Origin of the sequence: Paenibacillus sp. TCA20 (genome assembly GCF_000732325.1) — a bacterium.
Classification (GTDB): domain Bacteria; phylum Bacillota; class Bacilli; order Paenibacillales; family Paenibacillaceae; genus Paenibacillus; species Paenibacillus urinalis.
This window is the reverse complement of sequence record NZ_BBIW01000007.1, coordinates 151,589-177,438: the sequence shown is the minus strand read 5'-3', so window position 1 is coordinate 177,438 and position 25,850 is coordinate 151,589. Positions and strand designations below refer to the sequence as shown.

General features: G+C 49.0%; 21 protein-coding genes. 17 read left to right on the top strand and 4 right to left on the bottom strand.

The genetic code is table 11. The features are described 5' to 3' along the window. Positions 1-27: 27 nt before the first annotated feature. The 6 genes from TCA2_RS15135 to TCA2_RS15110 all read left to right on the top strand — a co-directional run bounded on the left by TCA2_RS15135 (position 28) and on the right by TCA2_RS15110 (position 6,850). A complete protein-coding gene (locus tag TCA2_RS15135; protein ID WP_081872528.1) occupies positions 28-435 on the top strand; it encodes a phasin family protein in 408 nt (135 codons plus the stop codon). After that, entirely contained in the window at positions 435-2,099 is a 1,665-nt protein-coding gene (locus tag TCA2_RS15130) for an AarF/ABC1/UbiB kinase family protein (RefSeq protein WP_047912447.1), read from the top strand. Before TCA2_RS15135 ends, TCA2_RS15130 begins: the two co-directional genes overlap by 1 nt. Before the next feature lie 20 nt (positions 2,100-2,119). Continuing rightward, positions 2,120-3,490, top strand: coding sequence for an aldehyde dehydrogenase (locus TCA2_RS15125; protein ID WP_047912446.1), 1,371 nt, complete (start codon positions 2,120-2,122; stop codon positions 3,488-3,490). Positions 3,491-3,523: 33 nt separating this feature from the next. After that, on the top strand, positions 3,524-5,092 hold the full coding sequence (locus tag TCA2_RS15120; RefSeq protein ID WP_047912528.1) for a DEAD/DEAH box helicase: 1,569 nt from the start codon (positions 3,524-3,526) through the stop codon (positions 5,090-5,092). A gap of 279 nt (positions 5,093-5,371) precedes the next feature. Further along, positions 5,372-6,226: an ABC transporter ATP-binding protein gene (locus TCA2_RS15115; protein ID WP_047912445.1), complete on the top strand. Its 855-nt coding sequence runs from the start codon at positions 5,372-5,374 to the stop codon at positions 6,224-6,226. Between the two features lie 147 nt (positions 6,227-6,373). Next, complete coding sequence (locus tag TCA2_RS15110) at positions 6,374-6,850, top strand: glutathione peroxidase (RefSeq protein WP_047912444.1); 477 nt, start codon at positions 6,374-6,376, stop codon at positions 6,848-6,850. A 140-nt stretch (positions 6,851-6,990) separates the two neighbouring features. Here the strand turns inward: TCA2_RS15110 and TCA2_RS15105 are convergent, their stop codons facing one another. Then, on the bottom strand, positions 6,991-8,223 hold the full coding sequence (locus TCA2_RS15105; RefSeq protein ID WP_047912443.1) for an MFS transporter: 1,233 nt from the start codon (positions 8,221-8,223) through the stop codon (positions 6,991-6,993). Between the two features lie 456 nt (positions 8,224-8,679). Here TCA2_RS15105 and TCA2_RS15100 point away from each other — a divergent pair, with 456 nt between their 5' ends. The 9 genes from TCA2_RS15100 to TCA2_RS15060 all read left to right on the top strand — a co-directional run bounded on the left by TCA2_RS15100 (position 8,680) and on the right by TCA2_RS15060 (position 21,979). Next, on the top strand, positions 8,680-10,056 hold the full coding sequence (locus tag TCA2_RS15100) for an FAD-dependent oxidoreductase (RefSeq protein ID WP_047912442.1): 1,377 nt from the start codon (positions 8,680-8,682) through the stop codon (positions 10,054-10,056). A gap of 225 nt (positions 10,057-10,281) precedes the next feature. Then, a complete protein-coding gene (locus tag TCA2_RS15095) occupies positions 10,282-11,109 on the top strand; it encodes a formate/nitrite transporter family protein (protein WP_047912441.1) in 828 nt (275 codons plus the stop codon). Between the two features lie 286 nt (positions 11,110-11,395). Beyond that, positions 11,396-13,489, top strand: coding sequence for a molybdopterin-dependent oxidoreductase (locus TCA2_RS15090; RefSeq protein WP_047912440.1), 2,094 nt, complete (start codon positions 11,396-11,398; stop codon positions 13,487-13,489). 36 nt (positions 13,490-13,525) lie between these two features. After that, the gene (locus tag TCA2_RS15085; protein WP_047912439.1) at positions 13,526-14,761 is read left to right on the top strand and encodes an MFS transporter; all 1,236 of its coding nucleotides are present in this window, start codon (positions 13,526-13,528) and stop codon (positions 14,759-14,761) included. A 377-nt stretch (positions 14,762-15,138) separates the two neighbouring features. Further along, on the top strand, positions 15,139-16,722 hold the full coding sequence (locus TCA2_RS15080; RefSeq protein ID WP_370510359.1) for a glycosyl hydrolase family 18 protein: 1,584 nt from the start codon (positions 15,139-15,141) through the stop codon (positions 16,720-16,722). Further along, a complete protein-coding gene (locus tag TCA2_RS15075) occupies positions 16,722-18,830 on the top strand; it encodes a glycosyl hydrolase family 18 protein (RefSeq protein WP_047912438.1) in 2,109 nt (702 codons plus the stop codon). Before TCA2_RS15080 ends, TCA2_RS15075 begins: the two co-directional genes overlap by 1 nt. A gap of 301 nt (positions 18,831-19,131) precedes the next feature. Beyond that, complete coding sequence (locus TCA2_RS15070) at positions 19,132-19,629, top strand: GNAT family N-acetyltransferase (protein ID WP_238546408.1); 498 nt, start codon at positions 19,132-19,134, stop codon at positions 19,627-19,629. Positions 19,630-19,812: 183 nt separating this feature from the next. Then, on the top strand, positions 19,813-20,346 hold the full coding sequence (locus TCA2_RS15065; protein ID WP_047912437.1) for an RNA polymerase sigma factor: 534 nt from the start codon (positions 19,813-19,815) through the stop codon (positions 20,344-20,346). Then, positions 20,333-21,979, top strand: coding sequence for a DUF4179 domain-containing protein (locus TCA2_RS15060; protein WP_047912436.1), 1,647 nt, complete (start codon positions 20,333-20,335; stop codon positions 21,977-21,979). The genes TCA2_RS15065 and TCA2_RS15060 overlap by 14 nt, the downstream gene beginning before the upstream one ends. A gap of 121 nt (positions 21,980-22,100) precedes the next feature. Here the strand turns inward: TCA2_RS15060 and TCA2_RS15055 are convergent, their stop codons facing one another. From TCA2_RS15055 to TCA2_RS15045, 3 genes are all read right to left on the bottom strand, one after another. Next, positions 22,101-22,316: a hypothetical protein gene (locus TCA2_RS15055; protein WP_047912435.1), complete on the bottom strand. Its 216-nt coding sequence runs from the start codon at positions 22,314-22,316 to the stop codon at positions 22,101-22,103. A 227-nt stretch (positions 22,317-22,543) separates the two neighbouring features. Next, positions 22,544-23,092, bottom strand: coding sequence for a GNAT family N-acetyltransferase (locus tag TCA2_RS15050; RefSeq protein ID WP_047912434.1), 549 nt, complete (start codon positions 23,090-23,092; stop codon positions 22,544-22,546). 62 nt (positions 23,093-23,154) lie between these two features. Next, positions 23,155-23,409, bottom strand: coding sequence for a DUF2164 domain-containing protein (locus TCA2_RS15045; RefSeq protein ID WP_047912433.1), 255 nt, complete (start codon positions 23,407-23,409; stop codon positions 23,155-23,157). Between the two features lie 116 nt (positions 23,410-23,525). On the opposite strand from TCA2_RS15045, the gene TCA2_RS15040 reads away from it, so the two are divergent. After that, complete coding sequence (locus TCA2_RS15040) at positions 23,526-23,816, top strand: hypothetical protein (RefSeq protein WP_047912432.1); 291 nt, start codon at positions 23,526-23,528, stop codon at positions 23,814-23,816. Positions 23,817-23,965: 149 nt separating this feature from the next. After that, entirely contained in the window at positions 23,966-25,669 is a 1,704-nt protein-coding gene (locus TCA2_RS15035) for a glutamine--tRNA ligase/YqeY domain fusion protein (protein WP_047912525.1), read from the top strand. Positions 25,670-25,850: the final 181 nt, after the last annotated feature.

Below are 25,850 nucleotides of genomic sequence, written 5' to 3'. Positions count from 1 at the left end.
AGGAAAATAAAGGAGGTCATCGCAATCATGAGCGACTTGTTCAAGAAGGCAGTATCCCTTGGCGTAGGATTTACTCTGTACAGTAAGGAGAAGATTGAAGGTGCTGTAAATGAGCTTGTTAAACGCGGAGAGCTTGCCCCCTCTCAATCCAAGGCCGTTATTGATAAGCTGATGGAACGTGGAGCCGAGGAATCGGCCGGGATCAAGAAGGCGATTACGGATCAGGTGGAAAAGGTGCTTGTAGACCTTGGTGTGCCGACAAGAGCAGATGTGGCGAGATTGGAGAAGCGTATCGCTGAGCTTGAAGCTCAGGCTGCGCAGCAGAAGCCTGCAGCAGATCCGGAATTGCCGAATAAGCCCCTGCCGGAAACGCCAGTGCTTGACGATACAACGCCTGATATGCAGCCTCCTACTCCTACCAAAGAGATCGAATAATGGCTGTTCGTGTACAAAATGCAGGACGGTACAGAGATATTGCCATGGCGCTGATGCGTCATGGCTTCGGCTATATGGTGGAGGAAATGGGCTTCTTTCAAGCTTTATCACTGCCTAGACGGTGGATTATGCGGGAGGGTATTCCCGAATCCAAATCGCTGGGTGAACGAATACGGCATGTGCTGGAGGATCTGGGTCCTACCTTTGTGAAGCTGGGTCAGCTTGCAAGTACCCGCTCGGATCTGCTTCCTGCAGGTATCGTACAGGAGCTGACCAAATTACAGGATCAGGTTCCTGCCTTCTCGTCTGAAACGGCAAAGGGCATTCTGGAGCAGGAACTGGGAGTACCGCTCGAGCAGGTGCTCAGCCATTTTGATGATACGCCTCTGGCAGCGGCCAGCATAGGACAAGTCCATATTGGCAAGCTGGTGACGGGAGAGAAGGTGGCCATCAAGATACAGAGACCAGGCATTGCTCCGATTATTAGACGAGACCTTGATATACTCAGAGACTTTGTGGCACTTGCTGAGCGCAGGTGGGAGTGGGTGATCAGGTATCAGCTTCGGGAGATGGTCGAAGAATTCGCGGATTCTCTGCTCGCCGAGCTTGATTACAGCCATGAAGGAAGAAATACAGAGAAAGTTGGGCAACAATTTATCGATCATCCCCAAATACATATCCCGAAAATATATTGGGACTACACGAGTGCCAAGGTGCTGACGATGGAATACATGGATGGAATTATGCTGAATCAGCGAGAATTGCTGCTTAGCCGGGGGTATGACCTGAAAGGGATCGCCCAGAAGCTGGTTGACTCCATGCTGAACCAGATCTTTATTGAGGGCTTCTTCCATGCCGATCCCCATCCCGGAAATCTCATGGTTATGAAGGATGAAACGCTGGCCTATCTCGATTTTGGCATGGTGGGGCGTCTGCATGGGGATATGAAGGAGCACCTGGCATCGCTGATTATAGCATTGATGCGTAAGAACACAGACAGCATGGTTCGAGCTATTGATAAGCTTGGCATGATTCCTGAAGGAATCAATATGAGCGTGCTGCACGGAGATCTGGACCGGCTGCGGGACGAATACTATGACATTCCATTCTCCAGAATCAGCATTGGGAAGGCACTGAGCGATCTGTTTGGTGTGGCGCAGCGTCATCAAATCACACTTCCTCCGGACATTATCCTGTTGGGCAAGGCACTGGTCACTTTGGAAGGGGTTATTGAGCACCTGGACCCGAGCATCAGCATTATTGATATGGCCGAGCCCTTCGGTCGCAAGCTGGTACGTGAGAAGTTCAATACAAGACGCCTTCGCGGCAAAGTGTTCAGCGGTGTGAGCGACCTCGTGGAATCCATCATTGAATTGCCGGGGCAGACCCGGCTTCTGACCTCGATTATTAGCAAAGGGAAATTAAAACTCGAGGTGAGCGTCCCAGAGGTTGAGCAGGTGATGAAGAAGCTTGATCAGATCAGCAATCGGCTGTCCTTCAGCATTGTACTGCTGGCGTTCAGTATATTGATGGTTGGGCTTATCGTCGGGGCTGCCTTAAGTGAACAGAAGTGGAATATTCCCATTGTTGAGATTGGGCTTGTGGTAGCGGGTCTTATGGTGGTGTGGTTCATTATTCATATTATTCGCTCAGGTAGATTTTAAAGTAAGGGTGGTTGTCACAAATGAACGGAATTCATGAAATTGTGCAGAGACAAAAAGACTATTACAGCAGCGGTGCGACGCGCAGACTGGAATTCAGGCTGGAGCAGCTAAGACTGCTGAGAGAAGGTATCGTACGGCGCAAGCCCGAAATTCTGGAGGCCGTTAGAATCGATCTAAACAAGAGCGAACAGGAAGCGATCATGACCGAATATGGCATATTGCTGGAGGAGATCGATTTTATTAAGAAAAGGCTGAAGGGATGGATGAAACGGAAGAGAGTAAAGACCAGCCTGAAGACGCACATTGGAAGCAAAGGATATATTGTGGCCGAGCCATACGGCACAGCTCTCATTATCGCTCCGTGGAATTATCCCTTCCAATTGGCCTTGTCTCCGCTGCTAGGAGCTATTGCTGCCGGTAACACAGCGGTCATCAAGCCGTCAGAGCTGACGCCGCATGTCTCTGCTGTCCTTAACTCCTTGATCGGAGAGCTGTATGACCCCGCTTATATTACAGTGGTTGAAGGCGCGGTGGAGACCAGTCAGGAGCTGTTGCGTCAGCCTTTTGACAAGATCTTCTTCACCGGCAGTGTCGCGGTGGGCAAGGTCGTCATGAAGGCTGCAGCCGAGCAGCTGACTCCACTTACGCTGGAGCTGGGCGGCAAGAGCCCCTGCATCATTCATCAGGACGCCCATGTGAAGCTCGCGGCCAAGCGGGTTGCCTTCGGCAAGGTCACGAATGCGGGTCAGACCTGTATTGCTCCCGACTATTTGCTTGTGCATGAGAGTGTCAGGGATGCCTTTGTAGAGGAGTATGCCAAGGCGATCAAGTCTTTTTACGGCAAAGAACCAGTGGAGCACCCGGATTACGGAAGAATCGTATCTCCCAAGCATTTTGATCGGCTGCAAGCCTTTCTACAGACAGGCTCTATTGTGCTGGGCGGCGAAGTGCGCGAGGAATCCCTGAAGATTGCACCTACCATCCTGGAGGAGATCAGCTGGGAGGACCCGGTCATGCAGGAGGAGATCTTCGGACCGATTCTTCCTATGATGACCTATCAGCATCTCGATGAGGTGGTGCATATGGTCAATGCGCGCCCTAAACCGCTCGCCTTGTATCTATTTACAGAGAATAAAATGGTGCAGGAGCGCATTATTGAACAAATTTCTTTTGGTGGAGGCTGTATTAATGATACACTGATGCATGTTGCCACACCGCATCTTCCTTTTGGCGGAGTCGGAGAGAGCGGGATGGGCAGCTATCATGGAGAATCGAGCTTTGCTGCTTTTTCTCACATGAAGAGTGTGCTTAAGCAGACCAATAAATTTGATATCAAGATGAAGTATCCGTCAAAAAACAATTTGAAAATCATACGCAAAGTGATGAAATAAGTCTTTTTAGCGAATGGATATTATGAGGTGACTATTTTGAGTTTTGAACAATTAGGTATTAAGCCGGAATGGAGCGAGGTTCTGCGTCAGCAGGGAATCGCCACTCCAACACCGGTGCAGGAGAAGTCCATTCCGCTTGCCCTTGCGGGTTCGGATGTGATTGCAGAGGCACAGACAGGAACAGGCAAGACGTTTGCATTTATGCTGCCTATTCTGCAGCGTATCCATGCGGAGGATCGATCCCCACAGGCTCTAATTATTGCACCGACCCGAGAGCTGGCGCTGCAGATTACGACCGAAGCGAAGAAGCTGACGGAAGCGAATGAAGCAATCCGAGTGCTTGCTGTCTATGGCGGTCAGGACGTGGAGAAGCAGCTGCATAAGCTGAAGGGCGGAGCCCAAATTATTATCGGTACGCCAGGAAGACTCATTGATCATCTGGGCAGAGGAACGCTTGCGCTGGACAAAGTGAAGATTCTCGTTCTAGATGAGGCCGATCAAATGCTTCACATGGGATTCTTGAACGAGGTGGAGACGCTCATCAAGGCATTGCCCTACAAGCGTCAGACGATGCTCTTCTCTGCAACCATGCCGACGGGCATCCGCAGACTGGGCCGCACCTACATGAAGGAGCCGATTGATGTTAAAGTCAAATCCGACTCTGTGATTCCTATTAAGCAGATTCGTCAGCTGGTCGTAGAATGTACGGATCGTACGAAGCAGGAGGCGCTCATTGGTGCGATTGAGCAGTATCGTCCATACCTGGGCATCATCTTCTGCCGTACCAAGCGCCGTGCGTCTGCGCTGAATTCAGCGCTTCAGGACAAGGGATATGCGAGCGATGAGCTTCATGGCGATCTATCCCAAGCGAAGCGCGAGACGGTGATGAAGGCGTTCCGAAATGCCAAGCTGCAACTGCTTGTCGCTACGGATGTCGCTGCTAGAGGGCTGGATGTGGAAGGCGTAACTCATGTGTTTAACTATGACATTCCACATGACCCGGAGAGCTACATTCACCGGATCGGCAGAACAGGACGAGCAGGCGGCAAGGGACTAGCGCTTACCTTTGCCGCACCGAAGGACAAGCCGGAGCTGGCACGTATTGAGCAGGGCACAGATCAGCGTCTGGACCGCATTGGCTGGCAGAGCGGCTATGCCGGCGAGCCGGGCTCGCTCCAGAAGTTCAGCGGCGGAGGAAGCACAATCGATACACGCAAAGTGCGTTCGGATGCGAAGCGTGACGGTGGCCGCTCCGGCGGACAGGGCAGCGCACGTAAGTCAAGAGACGATGGCGGAGATCGCGCTCGCAAGGGCACAGGCGGGCGTTCAGGCGAACGCCAGGACAATGCGCGCGGATCACGCAGAGATGGCGGAGCAAGCGGCCGTGGAGGTCAGAAACGTGCGGATAAGGATCGTCCATGGCGCGCAGACAGTAAGCCGAGCTCTGGTCGAGGCAGTGCCAGCAGAGATGGACGAGGCGGTCCGTCCTCATCGGGACGTTCCGGCAAGCAGACCGGAGGCCGTCCGGGTCCGAGCTCTAGCCAAGGAGGCTCTGCTGCAGGGCGTGACAGCCGCAGGGGCGGAGGACGCAGAGGCAGGTAACGCTTTGTCAAATGAAATAACAATTTAATGTGACACACCTTCTAATTCCAGGCTTAAGATGCATTCTTTAGCTTACACTAGAAGGTGTGTTTTTTGTGTGAGCATCGATCACAGCACTTGACAAATGATAATGATTATCAGTATCTTTAAATAGAGTTCTAATTTATACGTTGATTTATCATTGATTACTCATCTGATCTTCATACGAATTTCATTTCATTTACATACATCCAAGATTTACGCTTCTGATGACCAACCATTCTAAGGAGATGATCGCTCATGTTTCGTTTAGAAACGACCGGACTGTCTATAGCCTACGAGGATAGACTTATTGTTGAGAATTTGAATATTCAAATACCACAGGGGAAAATAACAGCCCTTGTTGGAGCCAATGGATCGGGGAAATCGACAATTCTCAAAACGATGGCACGTTTAATGCAGCCGAAGGCGGGTCAAGTATTATTGGACGGCAAATCCATCCATAAGCAGTCAACACGTGAAGTGGCGAAGCAGCTGGCTATTTTGCCACAGAATCCTACAGCTCCGGAAGGTCTGACGGTAACTGAGCTCGTATCCTATGGTCGTTTTCCCTATCAGAAGGGCTTCGGTTCACTCAAGGAAGAAGACAAGAAGATGGTCGAGTGGGCCATTGAAGCGACAGGCTTGAATGAATTTCATGATCGTCCCATTGACCAGCTGTCCGGTGGTCAGCGCCAGCGTGCATGGATTGCGATGGCACTTGCTCAGGATACCGACATTTTGTTCCTGGATGAGCCGACAACCTTCCTTGACATGGCGCATCAGCTAGAGGTGCTTCAGCTGCTGGAGGAGCTTAATATCAGTTCACAGCGTACGATTGTCATGGTTGTGCATGATCTTAACCATGCTACACGCTATGCCCATCATATGATCGCAATCAAACAGGGTAAGGCAGCGGCGATCGGATCTCCACAGGAGGTCATGACGACAGAAGTGATGCGTGAAGTGTTCGGAATAGAGGCGGATATTATTACAGATCCGCGTACAGGCGTTCCACTCTGTCTGCCATATGCACTCGCTGGCAAAGACAATGCGGGTCTTGTCGGCGCAACGAACTCAATTCGTACACAGATTCGTCAAGTGGCAGGTGTATAAGCTCCAGGCATCGTGGCTTGAGGGTTAAACCATTCATTAAGGCTTCCTTTCGGGGGCCTTTTTTGTTTCACGTCTGGATTTGGTATGATTAGAGCTGTAAGACGAACGGGTAAATTTTAGAAGAGATAAAGAAGGAGGAATAAGAACATGTCAGTATATGGTTACACTGCAGTGACAACTGCCAATCAGGAGGTCCCTCTTGATATGTACACGGGGAAAGTGCTGGTTATTGCGAATACAGCGAGCAAATGCGGGCTGACACCGCAATATGGCGAGCTGCAGAAGTTGTATGACCGCTACAAGGATCAGGGACTTGTTGTATTAGCATTTCCCTGCAATCAGTTTGGCGGGCAGGAGCCGGGAACGAGCGGAGAAGCTGAAGAGTTCTGTCAGATCAATTACGGTGTGAATTTTCCGGTCTTTGCCAAAGTAGAGGTGAACGGAGAGAACACCCATCCCTTGTTCCAGTATCTCAAAGAGCAAGAGCCTGGTGCTGGCGAGACCAGTGACATCCAGTGGAATTTCACGAAGTTTGTCATTGATCGGGATGGACAAGTGGTTCAGCGCTTTGAGCCGAAGCAATCTCCAGAAGAAATGACCGAGCTGATCGAGAAGCTGTTGTAGGTAAATTTTATATTATTTTAAAAAAACGAAGCTTGTAACCCATTGATGGAATCAAAAGATTCTATGGGATGACAAGCTTTTTATATTGAGATCATGCTTTCCATATATCGTGCTGAATTGAAACGGCTGATTTGTAAATGCTAATACCGATCCACCTGTTTAAGTACAGGTGAAGATTTGGTTAGGGCATAATTGCTGCTTCGCCTGCTGCGAATGATCATCCAGGCAGCGATAAGAAGCACGAGTCCATTAAGGACGAAGATCCAGCGGATCGGCATCAAGCTTCCAAGCAGACCGCCGATGATAGGCCCTGCCATGGTCGCGAGCTGTGAAGCGGATTGATTGAGGCTGAAGGCTCTTCCTCTAAATGCGGAATCCGTTGTTTCCACGATGAGTGCATTAATGGTTGGATATACGGCAGCAAAAAACAATCCGTATCCGAACCGAAGCAGGCCGAAGCCAATATAATCGCTTACAAGAATCTGAAGCATGTTGCCAAGTCCGCCGCCGACAAGTCCAATAATGAGAATTTTGGAGTAGCCGATTCGCTGTCCAATCTTGGCCCACCTTGGAGCCATGATGATGGTTGCGATGCCGACGGAAGAGAAGATAATTCCAGAGGTTAGGGAGGCTTCGTCTACCGATACACCCATCTCCATGACGTATACGGTAAGAAGCGGCTCCAGAATCATGACAGAAAAAGTCGTCACGGCCATAATGGCAAGCAGTGCCATAAATGGTTTATTGGCAGATGCCTGCTTAATATCGTCCCGTACTCTTGAACGGGCGGCAGAACGATTAAAATTATGCTCTTTGACAAAGAAGGTAGCAATGAGTGCGGACACCAGCACAATCAGGGCAGAGAATAGAAAAGCATTGCGGTTACCGTAGTAATGGCTGACAACTCCGCCAATCAAGGGACCGATGATGCTGCCGGTAGCGCCTGCGGTTGACATAATCCCGAGAGCATATCCGGTTTTGGCCTCCGGCGTGTTCGTGGCTACGAGCGCAATGGAAGCAGGCACAAAGCCCGCAAGCAGCCCCTGGAAGATGCGGACCGCAATAAAGACATAAGGATCGTGCACAAAGTAGCTGATTAAATACAGGAAGGCAAGCGCAAATCCTGAGCGAATGAGCATCGGCTTTCGCCCGTATTTGTCAGCAAGAGAGCCCCAGTAAGGGGATATCAGTGCACTGGCGAGAAAAGTAATCCCAAAAGCAACCCCGGCCCACAGCTCGATATAGTCTTCTCCGACATTCAGCTCGGTATTCATAAATATGGGCAAGAAGGGGATGGAGATGGAATAAGCTGTGCTGCAAAAAAAGACACCGACCCATAGCACAAACAAATTCCGTTTCCAAGAGAACTTCATAACGTGCAGCTCCTTTCCTAATAAAATAAACCGTATTTCGCGGCTAATCCGCTAACAGGTCTCATTCTACTCCTAAAATATGGAATCGCCAATGGCAGCAGGGAGGTCCAGCTGTCTTTTGGGGAACGAAGGAGGACGGTCCAAATGTATCGAATCCCTTTGTAATCAAGGCTTTATGAGTTCATTTGTTTTCTTTAGCGGCCTTATAAACAAAATTTTTTGTAAAAAGTTAAACTTGGGCTTGAATTGTGAAATGTGTCACATTATAATAAAGACATAGACATAGTGAAATAAATCACAATTCACAAAGGCAGGATGCTTCAGGGCAGAGTTTCGATGGATGGTTATTACCTTAGCTTAACGAAATAAAGCCCTGGCATCGTTAACTCTATAGTAGTGAAATATTTCACATCACAACCATAAAGCTCTTTTTTAACCTTAAGGAGGTATTTTAGAATGAAAGTAGCCGTTATTGGATGTACACACGCTGGGACAGCAGCCATTATTAATACAGCAAAGCTTTATCCAGATGCCGAAATTACCGTTTATGAACGCAATGACAATGTATCCTTCTTATCCTGCGGGATTGCACTATATGTTGGCGGGGTCGTTAAAGATCCTCACGGATTGTTCTATTCCTCACCTGCACAGCTGCAGGAGCTGGGCGTCAAAATGCGTATGCTTCATGAAGTAATTGAAGTGGATACGAAGGCTAAATCGCTTAAAGCACGCAGCTTGAACACAGGCGAGGAGCTTGTAGACACTTATGACAAGCTGATTGTGACTACTGGATCATGGCCGATTATTCCGAATCTTGAAGGGATTGATCTGAACAACGTGCTTCTGTGCAAGAACTATGAGCACTCCAATACGATTATTGCCAAATCTCAAGATGCACGCCACGTAACCGTTGTAGGTGCAGGTTATATTGGTATTGAGCTGGTCGAAGCATTCCAGATGAATGGCAAAGAAGTAACGCTGATTGATGCAGAAGACCGCATTCTAAGCAAATATTTGGATGAAGAATTTACCGACCGTATTCAGTCCGACCTCACGGACAAGGGCATTCAGCTTGTGCTTGGCGAGAAAGTGAGCCGCTTCGAAGGAGAAGAGGGCAGCGTACGCAAAGTTGTTACCGACAAAGGCACTTACGAAACCGATCTGGTCATTCTGTGCATTGGCTTCCGTCCTAACACCGAGCTCTTAAAGGGTCAGGTTGACATGATGCCGAACGGGGCGATTCTGGTGGACCGCTACATGCGCACAAGCAATCCTGATGTCTTTGCAGCCGGAGACAGCAGTGCGATCTATTACAATCCAACTCGACAAGCATCCTATATTCCGCTCGCAACCAATGCGGTGCGCATGGGTACGCTGGTTGCCCGTAACCTCAAGGCTCCTGTGACACGCTACATGGGAACCCAAGGTACATCAGGGATCAAGATTTATGAGCAGAATATTGCGGGAACAGGCCTGACAGAAGCTGGTGCAGTAGCAGCAGGGCTTCAAGTCGAGAGTGTAACCCTCGAGGACAGCTATCGCCCAGAATTCATGCCTACGGCAGAGAAGGTTCTGATTAAAGTGATATTTGAGCAGGAATCCCGCCGGATCGTTGGGGCACAGCTGATGAGTGAAGCCGAGCTTACACAGTCGATTAATACCTTGTCCGTATGTATCCAGAATGAGATGACTGTAGATGAACTGGCGTTTATCGACTTCTTCTTCCAGCCGCACTACAACAAGCCTTGGAACTTCCTGAACAGTGTCGGTCAGAAAGCACTGAAGCCAGTTGATGCCCAAGCTCAAGAGAAGAAGGAAGAGGTTCTCGTTTAAAAATCCTATATTTGATTGGACTTACAACCGTCAGTGCATTATGCTCTGGCGGTTTTTTTTATACGCTAAGAATTGCAGTTTATTCTGAATCGTCTTATCTGCAAGTGAAGACTACGAAGAATACCGATTCAGTATTTATATTTGTGAATTTATTAACAATCTACTGCCTGAAAAGGCTATACAATGGAGGTATGGGTTAATGTAAAAGAATAAGGAGGATGGCTCATGGCAGCTCAGAAACCTAAAGACATTGCTGAACTTACAGCGGATACCGGCTTTGCCAAAGCCCACAATCCACTATCTATCGTCTTGATCCTCGGCTTTTTGGCGGGCGTATATATATCCCTTGGATTTCTGCTCCATATCCGGGTCACTGCAGGGGCTCCCGAAGCTTGGGGCAGTATTACGAATCTGATCGGGGCGCTTGTATTCCCCATTGGTCTGGTGCTGGTATTGATCGCCGGAGGAGAGCTCCTGACGGGCAATATGATGGCGGTATCTCTGGCAAGATTGCGAGGGCGGATCTCTACACTTCTGCTCATCCGAAACATGGCGCTTGTCACGTTGGCAAATTTCGCGGGGGCCATTTTTGTTGCCTACTTTTTCGGTCATGTGCTGGGGCTGACAGGTGAAGGCGTCTATCTGGATAAAGTGGTAGATATGGCGGGACATAAGCTGGAAGACAGCTTCCTGCAGGCTTTTATTTCGGGTATAGGCTGTAACTGGCTAGTGGCACTTGCGGTATGGCTGTCTTATGCAGCAGATACGATGAGTGGGAAGGTGCTCGGGATCTGGATTCCGACAGCGGCGTTTGTAGCGATTGGCTTCCAGCACGTTGTCGCGAACATGTTTCTCATTCCCGCTGCCATATTTGAAGGAAATTATTCCTGGAGCATGTATTTGGCAAATTTCATTCCGGTATGGCTGGGCAATTTTGCAGGTGGGGCCGTGTTTGTGGCAGGGGCCTACTATTTGGCATATCTTCATGAACAGCCGCATGGTAAGCCCCTTGCACAGGGTGCCAAGGACAATACTAAAATTCGCCATGTCTAGGTTCGGGGGAACGAAACCTTTACATGACGAATTTTCGGGAGTGGTCTATGATACGGCACTTGGAGGAGGGGTCTTCCTAACTCCTAACTGCCTTGATTTTTATTACCCTTGCATGGAAATGATGAAACAAGCGAAAAAAATATTTTTGAATAGATCAGCTCATGTGAAAAGCGGTTACTGCCAGTGGCGGGAGCTGCTTTTATTTTTTGTCACACTTTGACGATTATGGAATCCGGAATTATGATAAAAGAACTGGTTTGAGCGACTTTGAAACTTAAGAAGTACTATGAGAAAGGAGAGGCAAGCTGTGATTAATGAACAGAATGGAATATTTCCTGCCGTATGTCCACTTGATTGCCCCGACACCTGCGGACTACTGTTGCATAAGAAGGAAGGCAAAATTGTGAAGGTGACCGGCAACCCGGATCACCCGATTACCAAGGGCGCCATTTGCAACAAGGTCCGAAACATGACAGAACGTATATATGATGAGAAACGTCTGAAGTATCCTTTGCGGAGAACGGGTCTCAAGGGCGAGGGTGAATTTGAACGGATAACCTGGGGGGAAGCGATCAGCGAGATTACGGGACGTTTCAAGGCTATATCGCAGGAATACGGAGCAGAGGCTATTTTGCCTTACTCTTTCTATGGCAATATGGGGATTCTCGGCGTGGACGGAATGGATCGGCGCTTCTTCAATGCGCTTGGTGCAAGTCAGCTGGAGCAGACCATATGTAATGCAGCCGGCACTACCGGATGGAAATATACGATGGGTGCGAACCGGGGGACCGTGCCGGAAGAAACAGAGCATGCCGATGTTATTATCGTATGGGGCGGAAATATCATCAGCACGAACATGCATCAAGTAGTCCTTGCAGAGAAAGCGCGTAAAGCAGGCGCCAAGGTCATTGTCATTGATGTTCATCGCAACCGCACGGCACAGTGGGCGGACTGGTTCGTACCGCTGTATCCCGGAACCGATGCTGCACTCGCACTCGGGATGATGAACGTGCTGTTCGAGAAGAGTCTCGTAGATGAGGCATTTTTGCAGCAATACACAGTAGGTCACGAGGAGCTTCGCGAGCATGTTAAGGACTATACACCAGAGCGGGTATCTCTCATTACCGGTGTTTCTGTGGAGGATATTGTGAAGCTGGCAGAGACTTATGGTCAGGCCAAGGCAGGCTATATCCATATTGGGAATGGCCTTCAGCATCATGATAACGGGGGAATGAATGTACGGGCTGTTGCGTGTCTCCCCGCGCTGACAGGAGCTTGGGCGAAGCTGGGGGGCGGAGCCTCTCGATCCAACGGAGGCTACGCGAGCTTGAACAGCGATGCGCTGGAGCGTCCGGAGCTCAGAGAGAATCCGGATGCACGCAGCATTAACATGAACCAGATCGGCGCCGCCCTTCATGATGAAGAGCAGCCAATTAAAGGGATGTTTGTATATTGCTCGAATCCGCTCGTGGTCGCTCCGGATGCGAAGCGGGTAGAGCAGGGCTTTGCGAGAGAAGATTTATTTACGGTGGTTCATGATCTCTTCATGACAGACACAGCCAAATATGCGGATATCGTGCTTCCGGCAACCTCTAATTTTGAGAACACGGATTTGTACAGCTCGCCGTGGCACCAATATGTGCATATCCAGGAGCCGGTTATTGCGCCGCTTGGCGAAGCCAAGAGCAATGTGGAGTTATTCTCGCTGCTTGGACAAGCTATGGGGTTTGATGAAGCAGCCTTCCGTGAGTCGGAGCTGTCCATGATCGAGGGAGCACTGGATTACCCAGACAATCCATACTTGAACGGGGTGACGCTGAATAAGCTTAAAGAGCAGCGATTCGTGAAGCTGGATATGTCTGATTATGAACAGCTTCTTGATCATCTGCCTACTCCTTCCGGCAAGATTGAGCTGTATTCCAAGGTGATGCTTGAATCAGGTCTGTCGCCCTTGCCTGTCTATGCACCGCTTCATGAAGGATATGACGGCGAGCATCCGGCAGGAAGGGAAGACAAGTATCCGCTCATGTTTCTCTCGCCGCCGAATCATAACTTCTTGAACTCGACGTTTGCAAACGTAGAGAAGCATCAGAAGATGGAGAAGCAGCCTATGCTGCATATCCATCCACGGGATGCTGAACAGAGAGGCATTGAGGAGGGAGATCAGGTCGTTGTATATAATGACCGGGGAACCTATCAATTAACAGCCAAGGTAGGTGAAGCCATGCTGCCCGGGACGGTGATCAGCCAGGGTCTCTGGTGGGAGGGAGCGGGCGGCAGACAGCGTGCAAATATGCTGACTCCGGACCGACTATCCGACATGGGCAGAGGGGCTACCTTCTTCTCGACAACGGTTCAAGTCATCAAGCAAGAAGTGTAATCATACAAAGTTAAAGACAACGCGGGAGAACAGAACATGAAATGGCTTGAACACTATCCGAAGGAAGTCAAAGTATTCTTAATTGCCAGCCTTGTCAATGCAACCGGCAGTTCATTAATGTGGCCGCTCACCACAATGTATGTATTTGATGAGCTGGGCCGGAGCATGTCTCAGGCAGGCTTTGTCATATTGATTCAATCCCTGGGCGGCATATTCGGACAGCTTCTCGGCGGAGGCTTATACCATAGAATAGGTGTGAAGAAGCTGATCGTCGGGTCGCTGCTGCTGAACGCCATGGGGCTCTTCACACTGCCATGGATCAATGAAGTATGGTGGCTGTTTGTAGTCATGATGGGCCTCATCGGGCTGTTTAACTCCTTGTCTCTGCCTGCCATTCAAGCCTTTGTCGGCTTTCGCTTTGCTGATCGCAGAGGCGAGCTGTTTAACGTCATCTATGTCGCTCAAAATATCGGGGTTGCGCTCGGGACAGCGCTCAGTGGATTCCTGGCCGATATATCCTATCATTTGAGTTTTATCATGAACGGTGTCACTTCAGCTATATTTGGCGGGTACTTCTTTATGTATTTGAGCAAGGTGGATCGGGAGCAGGGGACGACCTATGTACCGGCACAGCATAAGAAGGTGAAGCTGCCGGAAGAGAATACCTGGTATTTGCTTCGCAACGTTCGGCTCTACCTTTTTATCAGTGTCGGTTCCTTGTTCATTCTGCTGGGCAACTCCATCTGGAATACAGGGGTGTCGCCCTTCATCATTGAGGAAGGGATGGAGAAGAAAGCGTACAGCCTGCTGTGGACAATGAACGGGATTCTTATTTTTGTGGCTCAGCCGGTTACCTCTCTCATCAAAAGATGGTTTGCTCAGACTTCGTCTGCTCAGCTGATCGTAAGTGCGGTGTTCTACACGGCAGGCTTTGCTGTTATTGCACTGTTCCAGCATTATCCCGGCATGATTCTGGCGATGATTCTCATTACGCTTGGAGAGATGCTGATCTCGCCTGCTACACCGGCATTTATATCCGAGTATGGAGGAAAGGCGGCACCCTTTTATTTGGGTGTATCCGGGGGTATTGCTGCGATTGGACGGGTTGCCGGTCCCTATGCGATGGGGATCATGTATGATGCAGGAGGACTATCACCCGTTGCCTGGTTCGCCGCGATTACAGCAGGAATCAGCATTATCGCTTTTGTAATTCATGCCAAAGTGAACGCATCTAGGAGTCATGCTCTGCAGGAGGAATCAGCCGTTCTGTAAAACTATCAAAAAGCATCCATAGAATCAGACTGTTTCTGAGGAGTCCGCCGGACTTTCGGGAACAGTCTTTTTTGTGCGGGAAATCACACATTTTTCACCCTCTATAGCAATAATTTATCCCTTATCTTCCCTATCGTTTGCTGTTTAAATACTAGGTGAGGATTTGTAAATTCCCTGTTAAATTTGGATGGAGGACCGTCTGTGAATGAAGCGTCCAAGGGAAGGGTCCGACCTTTTTATGAAAGGAGTGGTGTAATTCACCTAAATAGCTAAGTTTGTTCAGACTCTTTTTTCTAATACGATGTAAGCCCGCATGAGCATCAGGAAGACCTTGTTATGCTCGAAAGATTAATAGAATAGTACAGGAGGGATTTTACTTGAATCAGGCTGTTCAATTCCGCCGTGTAATGACAATCGCTTTGGTCATTCTTCTCATTCTTCCGTGGCTTGCACCAAGAGCTGACGCTGCTGCCCAGTGGCAGGCAGGGATCGCATACAAGAAAGGAGATATTGTCACATATCAGAACAAGAATTATGAATGTATTCAGGCTCATACGGCCCTAACCGGATGGGAGCCGCCGAATGTGCCGGCGTTGTGGAAGGATGTCGGAGATGGTACGGGAGGAGAGAACCCAACCCCGGTTCCGGATACAATACCGCCTTCTGTTCCAACGGGGCTCGCATCAACACTTATAACGGAGACATCCGTCCAGCTGATCTGGAACGCCTCCACAGATAATGTAGCCGTAACCGGATACGAAGTGTACCGAAATGGCAGCCTTGCAGCCAGCACTTCCTCGGCATCGGCTGTTATTAGTGGACTTACCACTGGTACAACCTATGCTTTCACCGTTAAATCCAAAGACGCGGCAGGCAATCTCTCCACTGCTAGCAGTCCTCTCAGTGTAACCACCTCGGCTGGGCCTTCGAATCCGGGTCCTACACCGACCGGCAGCAAATGGCTGATCGGATACTGGCACAACTTCGACAATGGATCCACCAATATTAGACTTCGCAACGTCTCACCAGCCTATGACATTGTCTACGTCTCCTTTGCCGAACCTGTCTCACATGGCAGCGGTACTCTCGCTTTTACACCCTACAACTCCACCGTAGAGCAATTCAAATCGGATGTCGCCTATCTCCAAAGTCAGGGCAAAAAGGTCCTTCTCTCCATGGGAGGCGCAAACGGGACGATCGAGCTCACCGATGCGACTAAGCGCCAGCAGTTTGAAGAATCACTCAAATCGATTATTTCTACCTATGGCTTTAACGGGCTTGATATTGATCTCGAAGGAAGCTCGTTATCTCTTAACGCGGGAGATACGGATTTTCGCAATCCGACAACCCCTAAGATTGTAAATCTCATTAATGGAGTCAAGGCAGTCAAAGCCCATTTTGGTGCTGATTTTATTCTGACCGCTGCACCTGAGACGGCTTATGTACAAGGTGGATATTTAAGCTATGGCGGTCCGTGGGGTGCATACCTGCCGGTCATTCACGCCTTGCGTAATGATCTGACGCTCCTGCATGTACAGCATTACAACAGCGGCTCGATGGTGGGCTTGGACGGACGCTCGTACTCCCAGGGCACAGCTGATTTTCACGTCGCCATGGCTGAAATGCTGCTGCAAGGATTTCATGTTGGCGGAAGCGGAGGGCCGTTCTTTAGTCCACTAAGACCAGACCAGATCGCCATTGGTGTCCCTGCTTCCCAGCAAGCGGCAGGAGGTGGCTACACCGCACCAGCCGAGCTGCAGAAGGCGCTGAATTACTTAATCAAGGGTGTTTCATACGGCGGTTCATATTCCCTTCGCCAGCCTGCAGGCTATGCAGGGATTAAAGGGATTATGACCTGGTCCATCAACTGGGATGCCTATACGAACAATCAGTTCTCGAACGCGCATCGTCTGTTTCTAAACGGATTTAGCACGCAAACAACGAAGGAGGCCGTGTACTAATGCCAAAGTCGTCTCGTCATCGTCATGCTGCTGCCAGAGCCGCCAAATTATTTTTAGGATTATCCATGCTCTTATCTATTTTCATTCCTTCGCTTGCGTTAACCTCGGATAAGGCGGAGGCTGCCGATGGTTATAAAATTGTCGGGTATTATCCGGCCTGGGCAGCTTATGGCAGGGCTTATAACGTAACGGATATTGATCCAACCAAAGTAACGCATATCAATTATGCTTTTGCTGATATTTGTTGGAATGGGATTCACGGGAATTCGGATCCTACAGGCCCGAACCCAACGACCTGGAGCTGTCAGGATGAGAAGGGACAGACGATCAACGTACCGAACGGTACAATTGTGCTTGGCGATCCGTGGATTGATACGGGTAAACAGTTTGCAGGCGATACATGGGATCAGCCTTATGCCGGCAATATTAATCAGCTGAATAAGCTGAAGCAGATTAACCCTAATCTGAAGACGATCATCTCTGTCGGCGGCTGGACATGGTCTAACCGTTTCTCCGATGTCGCGGCAACCGCGGCAACTAGAGAGACCTTTGCCAATTCGGCAGTAGATTTCCTGCGGAAGTATAACTTTGACGGGGTGGATCTGGACTGGGAGTACCCGGTATCAGGAGGACTTGAAGGTAACAGCAAACGCCCTCAAGACAAACAGAATTATACGCTCCTGCTTAGCAAAATCCGTGAGAAGCTAAATGCAGCAGAAGCAGTGGATGGCAAGGATTATCTGCTGACGATCGCAAGCGGAGCCTCCCCGAGCTATGCCGCCAATACGGAGCTGGCGAATATCGCATCTATTGTAGACTGGATCAACATTATGACATATGACTTTAATGGTGCATGGCAAAAGATCTCAGCACATAACGCGCCGCTGTATAATGACCCGGCTGCTGCTGCCGCAGGTGTGCCTGATGCCAGCACGTTTAATGTCTCGGCTGGGGCACAGGGACATCTGGATGCAGGTGTGCCTGCAAGCAAGCTTGTATTGGGCGTGCCATTCTACGGCCGCGGCTGGGATGGCTGTACACAGACGAGTAACGGACAGTATCAAACATGCTCGGGTGGTTCTTCCGTAGGAACATGGGAGCCAGGCTCATTTGATTATTATGATCTGGAAGCGAACTACATTAACAAGAACGGATATACACGTTATTGGAACGATACGGCCAAGGTGCCTTATCTGTACAATGCATCGAATAAGCGCTTCATCAGCTACGATGATGTGGAATCCCTCGGACACAAGACCGCTTATATCAAGAGCAAAGGGCTTGGCGGAGCGATGTTCTGGGAGCTGAGCGGAGACCGTAACAAGACGCTCCAGAACAAGCTGAAGGCAGATCTGTCTACCGGAGGCACAACACCGCCTCCTGCGGATACGACTGCACCAGGCGCTCCATCGAATGCTCGATCTACAGCGGTTACGGCAAGCTCCGTGACGCTTGCGTGGAATGCTTCCACAGACAACGTGGGTGTTACCGGCTACAACGTGTATAATGGCGCAAACTTGGCTGCAACCGTTACAGGCACATCAGCTACCGTCAGCTCGCTTGCGGCGAACACTTCGTACACCTATACGGTGAAGGCGAAGGATGCCGCCGGCAACTTATCTGCTGCCAGCAATGCAGTAACTGTGAAGACGTCCGGCACGACACCGCCGTCCGATTCGACAGCTCCATCCGTACCGGCTAATCTGACCTCCACAGCCCAAACGACCTCCAGTGTCTCACTGAGCTGGACGGCTTCCACAGACAACGTGGGAGTGACAGGGTATGAGGTATACACTGGAGGAGCTGTGGCCGCAACAGTAACCGGAACTACAGCGACGATCAGCTCGCTTGCGGCAAACACTACGTATACATTTACAGTGAAAGCGAAGGATGCGGCCGGCAATCTGTCTGCCGCAAGCAGCGCGTTTAGTGTGAAGACCAAGGCAGAAACAGGTAATCCAGGCGCTTCACCTTGGCAAGCGAATACAGCATATACGGTTGGACAGCTGGTGACCTACAATGGCGGCACTTATAAATGTCTGCAGGCCCATACCTCCTTAACGGGCTGGGAGCCTGCGAATGTACCGGCCTTGTGGCAGCTCCAGTAGCAGCTAGAAATGGCGTTACTAAGCTGTCAATATCTAGGGTCACGAACAGCTGGAGCGGCTGCGCAATCGGCTGTACCATTGGAAGTATCAAACTGAACGCCCCACCAAATGTAAATAATATATAAGAGGCACTCCCGGTTCATTCATTGGGGGTGTCTCTTTTTTCGCTTTATGCACGTTTCAATACAGCGTTTCATGTCATTTCATCTGTGATTCTGTCAAAATCCTGTGATAGAATAGGAAAAAACGCTTTAGTCAGGCGCATTCGCCAATAGAGCGTGTTTAGAAGGGTTGGATTCGTGTGATCATTATCCAGGAGGCCATAGAGGTCCGGTTATCGCATCTAAGAGATGCAAGACAGCTTATGGATCTGGATGCACTTGTATGGGACGAGCATACCGCACCTGGACCGGTCCAATGGACATCGAGGGAGCAGTATTTGAACGCTTGTCCGCCAGGGAGCCAGATGATTGCGGTTATGGATACTCGCGTTGTCGGCTATGTTGGATTCAGAACACCGACTGGACTGAGGAGTAATTCACATGTATTGGAGATTCATATTGCTGTCCATCCTGCCTACCAGAAGCAAGGAATTGGAAGCATGCTCATGGATGCGGTGAAAGAGCTGGCGAGAGAACAACAAGTGAGGAAGCTCCGTTTAAGAGTGCTGTCCCATAATAGAAAGGCGCTTGCATTCTATCAGAAATGCGGCTTCGTTGAGGAAGGTCGGCTGCTGAATGAATTCTGTATCGGCGGTAAATACGTTGATGATATATTGATGCGCTTTTTGTTGAAGTAATGGATGGACTAACGCTTCTTAATTGGAGTGAAAAATAGGCAACCGTCTGATTCTTATTGTAAGAAGCAGGCGGTTTTTTGCTGTCGTGAGAAACCGACAGGTAATAGAGAAATCATTGAGAAATGAACCGATATTTGTCCTCGATTGTCTATATAGCATCAGGTAAAGAGAGGGGTGAAGTCATTGACCGAACGAGAGCTGTTTGATTCGTACCACAAGGACGTGTACAGAACATGCTACTACATGCTAAGGCATGCACAGGATGCCGAAGATGCGTGCCATGATATTTTTATTACGGTATTCCGTCAGCAATGGAGCAGTGTAGAGCATATCAAAGCATGGCTGATGCGGATCACGATGAATCATTGTCTAAATGTACTGAGAAAAAATAAGACGAAAAGAGACAAGCAGAAGCTGGTGCAAATCCAGCATGACCAGTCAGCCGAACGAACGAAGACCCCGGATGATATCGTAATTGAGCGGGCGGAGGCAGAGGAATATGCCGCGCTGCTTCACCAGCTTCCAGACAAGCTAAGGGCTGTCGTTACGCTCCGCTATAGCAGTGACATGACTACAAGCGAGATTGCAGAGGTGCTCCATATTCCAGCAGGTACAGTTAAGTCCCGGCTTCACAAGGCGCTGAAGCTGCTTCGAAGGGACATGGAGACGAATGATTGGTGCCATATGAGAGGAGAGAAGACACTTGGAATCCATTGAGAAAAAGTTGAAGGATGAAATGCAGCATACCCCCGTTTCTTATCCTGATTTTGATCAAATGTTTGAGAGTATTCAGCGTGGTGAGCTTCGTGATAAGGACACAGCTCTGGGAGGCGCAAGAAGCGCGAGGAAGCGTAAAGCAGCGATAGCGGTTAGTATTGCTGTTGCTCTTACGGCAGCGCCTGTCTATGCCGCTATTAACTATGATTGGACGGATGTTCTCTCTACTCGAACGGGGATTCAGACCGCGCTTCAACAAGGACTTGGTCAAAGTATAGAGCAGTCGGTGACCAAGAACGGGGTAACCTTGACGGTCCATACCGCTTTTACAGATGAAAACCGCACGGTCCTGTTGTACAGCCTCAATCCGGGCGAAGGGAACAGCCAGCATATATACTATGAATCCATGCAATTGGTAGACCGTGAGGGGACGCCAATTGAGGGGAATTACGTACAGAACTGGAATGAAGAGCTTGGTGTGTATCAAGGATATTTTGAATCGGATTGGGTGATGAGCACGGAGAACAGCGAGGTAAGCTTCGAGCTGAACAATATCCGCTGGACAGAGGACACATCTTATGCGATTGATTTTGAGCCGGAGAAGCCTGCCAACCAGACCTTTGTGGTTCAAAGAGACGGTATTGACACCATCAGCATCGATGCATTCGAGCAATCAGAGGAGCAGTTGATGTTGAAATCCTCCATATCTCTGATCGATCCAGCTGACAAAGTGTGGTCCTGGTATCGCTTAGAAGCGCAGAAGCCAAGTGGAGAGGTTATTGCAGCGGCAGAGCCCAGTGTATTTGGCGCACCTGGTCAGAATCAGGAATATACGACACAGCAGATTTATAACACGTCAGAAATAAATGAAGAGGGCACTAAGTTTAGACTCGTCTATGACCGAGAGGTTGACAGAGCAGATGGAGAATGGGATCTTCAGTTCTCTTTGTCCAAGAAACAAATGGAGAACGGTACAGTGAAGAAGCAGCTGGATATCCCTATTGAAGAGATACCCGGAGGCAGTAGAGTAACGGAGATGGTTGTCACTCCGACCCAAATCCGTATTGTGCTGAATCATGAAGAGGCATACACGAGAGTGCCTTATCTGAATTATCAACTCAATGTAGGCGGGAAGCTAATACCGGGATATGATGCTAATCTGGAGGGAAAACACAAATCCGAGCTGCGTTTCGAACTATCACCTGAGATCGAGCTCTCCTCTGTTGGCACAAGTCCGATTACACTAATCGCGGAACATCGAGCTGACCAGATTAAAGGGAGAGAAGAGCCGGTGCTGTTAACTGGCATTTCTGAGGAGAAGCAGAGCTTTACACAGGATTATGAAGGTTATCCGGTCACCTGGACCTACTATACAAAGGATAATAATCTATATATCGAATCAGAGAGCAGCGACCTCAATTTTGGCGGTATCAATCAGACCTATTACGGTCAAGGATTTGATAAAGTATACGGGGTTCCTTCCATCCAAGACTTTGCCGGTAATGGGAAGAACAAAAGGATGGATGTGTATGAGAATTACAGAGGAGCGAATGAGCTCGAGATTTATGCTTATATGTACGGTATTGAGCAGCCAGAAGCTGAGCTTCGTGTAGCTCTCACTGACGGCGAGTAAATATACTGCTTCACAGCTATTCTAGATGCAGCAATAAGAGAATAAATTCGAATTAAACATGAAGAGAGGCTGTCCGCAAGCAGGACAGCCTCTTTGTTCATATTCTTATATTAGAGTTTGCTTATTTCCGATATTTTGTGTCCTGCACTGTCTGCGGCGCCTGCTGAGGTCCGAATTCCACCTTGGCGGAGATTCTTTTGCTTGATGCCTCTGTGTTCTCTGTGCCTGAATTTAGCTGCGGTTGATTGCTGTATGGACTTGCATTCAGCGCCATTCCCATCGTTAATGTCATCGCAAGTGAGCTGGACATCACCCATTGCGACATCGTCTTATTCATGTGTTCATACCTTCCCTTCCTAATGTGGGGACATGTATACCTTAACCAAACGGGATGAAGTCAGGATGAAGAGAAGCTTAAGCTTACATTAAAAATAGAAAAGGCCTATGCGGAAGGGGTGCACTTCCATGTCTGCATAGGCACTTATGATGTTCTTTATGTAATATCGATGGATGTGAGCGAAATAAAAAGAGTGCATCCATTTTCGGTAAGCTGTGCGCTTGAAGCTACCGGAGCAGCTTCCATTCGCTTTGGAGCATGCCATACACGGCATGGTTCACGTAGCCCTGCGGCAGCTTCTCTGCTTCCCGGACAATCCCTTCGAGGACAAATCCGAGTCTCTCTGGAATTCCACGGCTCTTGTGATTCCCGGTAGCGCAGCGGATCTCCACCCGGTTCAAATCAAGCTCAATGAGCGCATAGTCCACAAGTGAGCGGCAGGCCGAGCTCATCAGGCCCTGACCTTCATGATTTTTGCCAAGCCAGTAGCCGATGCTCACAGATCTGTTATTCCAATCAATTTCATGAAAGCCGATCACGCCGGCAAGCTCATCTTTGACCCAAATTCCAGCTGTGAATCCACCATTTTCAGAGCCTTGCTTGAGCGAATTTTTGATAAAATTAACGGAATGCTGTTGTTCTACAATCTGATCTACCCATGGCAGCCATTCGCGCAGCCGCTCTCTGGATCGATCTGTAAGATTAAACAATGCACCAGCGTGCTCGAGTGACAGGGGTCTTAATTCAATATCTTCATCGACCTTGTATGCAAACATCATCAAACCTTCTTTCATCCATAGAGTAAAATAGATAGATCAATAATATTATAAGATTAGCTTCATCTAGATAACGGGATTTTTCGCTCCAGTGCATAGATATCGTCTTCCATGGATACCATCCGCTGATTGACGAGTGTGCGGCAGTCACTTAATGCCTGATTATATATATAGGGAGAGAGTGATGTCAGGAAGAAATCAAGCATGCTGTCCGCTGCCAGCTCACCGATGGTTTCTCCCCGCTCTTCTTCAAAATGCTGCTGGATTAGACGAATCATGTGCTCTTTCTGCTCTTTGGGCAATTTTGTAGCCTTCATCAAATATACTCCTTTTACACCTCATTTTCCTTCATGCTACCTTATATTAGGCGAACCGTCAAAATGACATTTACAGCTCATCAGCAAGCACATTAAACAGAAAGGAAGTGCCGGATATGTCCATGCGACCCTTTACCAAAGTACTGCTCTGGCTGTCGATGATTAGTATGGTGGTCACTTTGGTTATGCTGTGGATGACAAGAGAAAATATACTAGCCGTCGTATTTATGCCTATGATTGCAGCAGCTCTGTATGCTCCGAACGGCATGCTCAGCAGTACTCTCTCTTGGGTAATTCTTGTATCAGGGTACCTGCTGCTATTTGCGGTTCTCCTACTGGATATGTACCTTATTCGGTTTATCGCCCGTATTTTACTAAAAGCAATGAGAGGGAATTCCCGTCTTTAAAGAAATGTAATTGTTCTGCTGGACTCGTTATGTCTAGAATCATTGCGGAGCGCTGAAGTTAAAGGTATATTTATTAGATCAGGATTATGCATTATTCGATCATATTTAAGGTATAGTCGATAGAATTTACGAGAGAAAGGTTGATAATTGTGGAGAAGTCCTTAACCCCCTCCAATTTTATAAAAAACGTGATCTCCGAGGATCTTCGTGCAGGTAAAGTGAAGGAAGTTGTCACTCGGTTCCCGCCCGAGCCGAATGGATATCTACATATTGGACATGCCAAGGCGATTTGGATTAATTTTGCCCTAGCCGAAGAATTTGGTGGCAGCACCAATCTGCGCTTCGATGATACGAATCCGGCGAAGGAAGACGAAGAGTATGTGAATTCCATTCAGGAAGATGTGAAATGGCTCGGCTATGAATGGAAGGAAAAAAGATTCGCATCCGATTATTTCGAGCAAATGTATGAAGCGGCAGTCAGGTTGATTAAGAAAGGTCTTGCTTACGTCGATGACCTAAGTGCGGACCAAATCCGCGAGTTGCGCGGAACATTGACTGAGCCAGGCAAGAACAGCCCATTCCGTGATCGCAGCGTTGAAGAGAATCTGGAGCTGTTCACACAGATGCGTAACGGTGAATTCAAGGACGGCGAGCGCGTGTTGCGTGCCAAGATTGACATGGCCTCCCCGAACATCAACCTGCGGGACCCTGTTATTTACCGGATTGCTCACGTCACTCATCACAATACCGGAGATAAGTGGTGCATTTATCCGATGTATACCTTTGCCCATCCGCTGGAGGATGCGATCGAGCATGTGACTCACTCCCTCTGTTCCCTGGAGTTCGAGGACCAGCGTCCGTTCTACGATTGGGTTATTGAGCATTGCGAAATGGATGCAGAGCCGCATCAATATGAATTTGGCCGTCTTAACCTGGCCCAAACCGTAACGAGTAAACGTAAATTAAAGCTCCTCGTAGACGAAGGACATGTCGATGGCTGGGATGATCCGCGGATGCCGACGATCTCGGGACTTCGCCGTAGAGGCTATACGCCGGAAGCGCTTCGTGAGTTCGTCTATGAGACAGGGATCTCCAAGAGCCAGGGCCTGGTTGATCTGCAAATGCTGGAGCACTTTATCCGCGAGGACTTGAAGCTGAAGGCACCTCGTACGATGGCTGTGCTTGATCCGATCAAGGTGGTTATTACGAATTATCCAGAAGGTCAGACCGAAATGCTGGAGGCAGAGAACAACCAAGAGAACGAAGAGATGGGTACTCGCCAAATTCCGTTCTCCCGCGAAATCTATATTGAGCGCGAGGACTTTATGGAAGATCCGCCGAGCAAATACTTCCGTTTGTTCCCTGGCAACGAGGTTCGTCTGAAGCATGCCTACTTCATTAAATGTAATGATGTTATCAAGGACGAAGAGGGCAATGTTGTTGAGATTCACTGCACCTATGATCCTGAAACGAAGAGCGGTTCCGGCTTTACCGGACGCAAGGTCAAAGGCACGATTCACTGGGTGGAGGCAAGTCAAGCGATTCCGGCAGAATTCCGCCTGTTCGAGCCGCTGATCAACAAGGAGGAGCCGGAAGGCGATACGGAGCTTGAGGAGGAAAAAGAAGCTACGGTTGCAGCACCTAAGTCATTCCTTGATGAGCTGAACCCGAATTCGCTGACCATCGTTCACGGCTATGTCGAGCCGAATATGGCAGATGCCAAGCCGCAGGACAAGTTCCAGTTCTTCCGTCATGGCTACTTTAATGTGGATTCCAAATATTCGGAGCCAGGCCAGCCTGTGTTTAACCGGGTTGTGTCACTGAAGAGCTCCTTCCATTTGCCGAAGGCGTAAAATGGAAGGAATGAAGCAAGTGATAATCAACATCGAATGTAAGCTTCAACCGCAGATTGTCCCTCTGGTCGCTGTTGCTTTACGAATTTGATGATTTGATTAACATAATGCTGGGCAAATTCGAAAGCAAAGGCGATCGCTAACGCTCCAACGGGACAATTCTGCTATTTCAGCTTAGCGC